Consider the following 4222-nt stretch of genomic DNA (forward strand, 5'->3'; position numbering starts at 1 on the left):
ATACGATCCAGAGCAACTCCGAACCCAACCCGCTGTTCCTTCCAGCGCTTGCCGGGTTCAGTTGCCCGAAGGCATTCTGAGATGATTTTTTGGCTCTCCGCCACGTCGACGACAATCCCGGACGGTCGGCGTACCGACCTTGATTTCGATACTCTAATGTTCGCGCCTGTGGCAGAGTGGCGCGAGCGGCGGCCCGAGGGCGCGCCGCGAAGGACGCTTGCGAAGCGCTTGGTGGCAAATTGAACACTGTCGCCCCCCTTCCCTTTGAAAGCTTCGGCGTAAGCCACAAAGGCTGCGTGCGCGACCACAACGAAGACAACTATCTGGTCGAGCCGCGAACAGGCCTGTGGGTTGTGGCCGACGGCATGGGCGGGCATGATGCCGGCGAGGTAGCGTCGGCAAGCATCATCGATCACCTGGCGACGATCGGCATCGCAAGCTCCGCGCCGGACCTTCGAGCGCGCTTCGAGGACAGGCTGAGCCGGGCCAATGCCGAAATCCGCAGCATATCCGAAACCCGCGGCATAACCATCGGCTCCACCTTCGCGGCCCTGCTGGTGATGGACGGACGGTTTGCCTGCCTGTGGGCCGGCGACAGCCGCGTGTATCTTGTCCGCAATGCCTCGATCTCGCAGATCTCGAAAGACCACACCGAAGTCCAGGAGCTCCTCGACCGAGGCGTGATCAGCGCCGCCGAAGCGCTCACCTGGCCGCGCCGCAACGTCATCACCCACGCGGTCGGCGTCAGCGACGAGATCGTCATCGACTACCAGCAGGGCGAGACCATGCCGGGAGACGTTTTCGTGCTGAACACCGACGGGCTGACGGCACATGTCAGCGACGCCGAGATCGAGGCTGCGGTGTTGTCCGCCGCGCCTCAGGCGGCCTGCGAGAAGCTGCTGGAAACAGTGTTGGCGCGGGGCGGAACCGACAATGTGACCATAATACTGGTGAAGATCGGCGACCGCCGCAACGGCCAGGCGCCCCGTCCGCATCCGCCCACCGAGGGTCGGGACCGATGAGCGCCGACGACAAGACGCGCGTCTCGCCAGGCCTTGCCAACACCGGCGTGGGCACACAACTCAGCGGCATCTACGAGCTTGACGAGCGGATCGCGTCCGGCGGGATGGGCGAGGTCTATCGCGGCCACAACATCCAGACCGGCGACCACGTCGCAATCAAGATCGTCCTGCCGGAATTCGCCCGCGACCAGACGATCTTGTCCTTGTTCCGCAAGGAAGCGTCGATCCTCAATCACCTGTCGCATGACGCGGTCGTGCGCTACCACGTCTTCACCATCGATCCCGGCATCGGGCGACCCTACCTGGCCATGGAATTCGTCGACGGCCAGTCGCTGTTCGATGTCATGCGGCGTGGCGCCATGCCCGTGGAGGACGTGCGCAAGCTCTGCCATCGCCTCGCCTCCGGCCTGAGCGCCGTACATCAGGCGGGAGCGATCCATCGCGACCTCTCCCCGGACAACATCATCCTGCCGGGGGGCCGGGTCGACCGCGCCAAGATCATCGATTTCGGCATTGCGCGTTCGGCCGCCGTCGGCGGAGAAACGCTGATCGGCGGCAGGTTCGCCGGAAAGTACAACTACGTTTCTCCCGAACAGCTGGGGCTTTACGGAGCCGAGGTCAGCGAGCAGTCCGACATCTACAGCATGGGATTGGTGCTGGCCGCCGCCTTGCGCGGCAAGCCGATCGACATGAGCGGCTCTCAGCTCGAAATCGTGGAAAAGCGCCGAACGGTTCCGGATCTTTCCGACATCGATGCCGATTTCAGGGAGATCATCGAGGCGATGCTGCAACCGGACCCGAGGCACCGGCCGATCAGCATGGCCGAGATCGCCAGGATGACCCGCGACGCCGACGAGGAGACAAGGCCGCCGGTATCCGCCATGCCGCGCGACCGCTCGGACCTGCATCGCACCGCCGCGCCCCCGGCTCCTGGGAGGCTGCAGGCCCAGACTTCGGCAACTCCGGACGGCCAACGCTTCGTCCCGCATCAGCGCCCCGCGCACCTTGCCGAACCGCGCCCTCGGGCGGCAGCCACCCCTGCCCGCGCGGTCGTGCCCGATGCTTCCCGGAGAGCTGCGAGGACCGGCTCCATCGCCATCGCCGCCGTGGCGGCGCTGGCTATGGTGTCGGCAGCTGGTATCTATTTCAGCGGCATCCTGACGCCTGCCGCGCCGCCAGCCGGCAAGACGACGCTTTCTCCCTCGAAAACACCGGAGCCGACACCGACTGAGAGCGCTGCCAGGGCGCCAGGCAACGAACCGGCAACGGAGCCGTCCCAAACACCACGCACAGAGGCAGGCCAGGCTCCGGCTGAAAAGCCAGTGGTGCCCACCGCCGCGCCGGCCGAAAAACAGGCGGAAGCCGGGTCCGGACAGAAGCCGGCGCCGGCGCGGCCGGCCGAACCCGTCCCGCCGGTCCAGGAGGGACCAAAGCCGCCGACGGTCGAGGCGCAAGCGCCCGCCGAAAAGGCTCCGGCGGCGCCGCAGCCAAGCGACAGCCAGCAGACGGCGGCGCCACTCCCCAAAATCGCTCCTGCTTCGCCGCCGGAAGCGATCACTCCGGTCTCGCCGCCGGTAGAAAAGGCGCCGGCGCCGGTCAAGCCGGATGTCGCGGAGATGCCGAAGGCCCAGCAACCGGCCAACGAACCGGCCAAGCCAAAGGTGGCTGACAAGGCTCCCGACGGCGCGACCACTCCGCCGGAAGCGGCGACCAAGACAAGCCCGCAGCCTGAGCCGCCCGCAGCCAAGCAGCCGAATGAGACCGTTGTCTTGAATGTGCCCAAGCCCCAGGTTCCGCCGGCGGCTCCCGCCAACGAGACCGCGCAGCGCGCTTCCTGGGTGAGCGACTTCAGCGGCGGTGACTGTTTCTACGCCACCATGACATCGGCAACCGACAACGCCGTCGCTATCGAGGGATTTGGCACTGCGGTCCAACCGTTCGAGCGCATGATGTCCGACTTCCAGGCGCGGTTCCAGGTCGAGCCGGATATCAGCGTGCGCCTCATTGAGCCCGCCCAATGCGAGGTCACCAATTTTCTGCATCTTCTCGGCCGCACCGGCGCCGACAAGCCGCGGCTCGTCCTCGATCGGACATTGGTGCCGAACGGCTCGCCGATCGGCGGAACGCTGGTGACGCGTGGCGGCCTGATTTCCAACGTACTCCTGATCGACCACAGAGGCATAGCCTTCAACCTCGATGACCGCATCGTCGCGCAACCTGACAGGGCGACCTTCAGCATCCCGATCGGGCTCGGCGCCGCCGACAAAGCCGCCGGCAAGGTGCTGCCGCAGATCATCCTGGTGATCACGGGCCCGCGGGATGTCAAGGCCGCCGTCTTCTCTGCACCAACCCCGGTTTCGGCGCTGCTGCCCAGGATCCTTGACGAGATCGAAGCCAACAGATCCGACTACTCCGCCACCGCCAAATATTTCCGGCTCGGCGGGTAGCATGGACGCCGATGGAAATCCGCCGCTCGCGTTCTTCCTTCCCGCCCGTCGTCCCGCCACGCAAGCTGCGTGATCGGGCCCGAACCCTGCTTGGCCTGATCGGCCGCGCCAGGCCTGCCGCGATCCCGTTCGCGGCACTGCTGACGATCCTGTCGATCGGCCACGCCCGCGCGGAGTTCACGGTCTGCAATCAGACCCTCGACGTCGTCAATCTTGCCGTCGGCCAGAAGGTCGACAATGCCGACCAGACCGACGGCTGGTGGACCATCGGCGCCAACCAGTGCGTGAACGTCATTCGCGAGGAGCTGACCAACCGCTACATCTACATCTATGCGACGGACGTGTTCGGCCATGCGATCCTGGGCGGCTCGACCGAAATGTGCATCGACCGGCGCCGCTTCTCGATCCGCGGCATTAACGAATGCTGGCAGCGCGGCCACATCGCCGCGCGGTTTGTCGAAGTCGATACGCTTGAACAGGTGCGCTGGACCTTCTTCCTGACCGGAAACAGCCCGTGACTCACAGCATCGACACGAGCTTCAAGCGGAAAAGGGAGGCGCGGCTGGCGCTGCGCAGGCGCAAGGTCTGGCGCCGCTTCGGCGTTGGCCTTGCGGCGATCGTCCTGGCTGCGGCCGCCATGGGTTTCTATCTTACCGCCGACTATTGGTCGTTCGGCGACGAGGACGAGGAACTGCAGGCTGTCGAGGGCACGGAGGATGTCCCGGCCGACGCGTCGGTCTATGTGCCCGCCAT

Annotated in this window: 3 protein-coding genes and 1 pseudogene; all 4 read left to right on the top strand. The window is 65.9% G+C overall.

The window, feature by feature from the left end; genetic code table 11:
* Positions 1 to 239: 239 nt before the first annotated feature.
* Positions 240 to 1022 carry a protein phosphatase 2C domain-containing protein gene (locus EOA33_RS26050; protein WP_127406948.1) on the top strand — a complete coding sequence of 261 codons (783 nt, stop codon included), beginning with the start codon at positions 240 to 242 and terminating at the stop codon, positions 1020 to 1022.
* Positions 1019 to 3469 (top strand): serine/threonine-protein kinase, encoded by a 2451-nt coding sequence (locus EOA33_RS26055; RefSeq protein ID WP_127406949.1) that lies wholly within the window; start codon positions 1019 to 1021, stop codon positions 3467 to 3469. The genes EOA33_RS26050 and EOA33_RS26055 overlap by 4 nt, the downstream gene beginning before the upstream one ends.
* Before the next feature lie 11 nt (positions 3470 to 3480).
* Positions 3481 to 3987 (top strand): DUF1036 domain-containing protein, encoded by a 507-nt coding sequence (locus EOA33_RS26060; RefSeq protein WP_245455435.1) that lies wholly within the window; start codon positions 3481 to 3483, stop codon positions 3985 to 3987.
* Positions 3984 to 4222, top strand: a pseudogene (locus EOA33_RS26065) (M23 family peptidase); the annotation flags it as partial. The gene EOA33_RS26060 and the pseudogene EOA33_RS26065, both read left to right, overlap by 4 nt.

This window comes from Mesorhizobium sp. M4A.F.Ca.ET.050.02.1.1 (genome assembly GCF_003997725.1).
GTDB lineage: Bacteria > Pseudomonadota > Alphaproteobacteria > Rhizobiales > Rhizobiaceae > Mesorhizobium.

Excerpts from the sequence above, each read along its gene's own strand:
- EOA33_RS26055 (WP_127406949.1), top strand. The coding sequence starts at position 1,019 with ATGAGCGCCGACGACAAGACGCGCGTCTCGCCAGGCCTTGCCAACACC.
- EOA33_RS26060 (WP_245455435.1), top strand. The coding sequence starts at position 3,481 with ATGGAAATCCGCCGCTCGCGTTCTTCCTTCCCGCCCGTCGTCCCGCCA.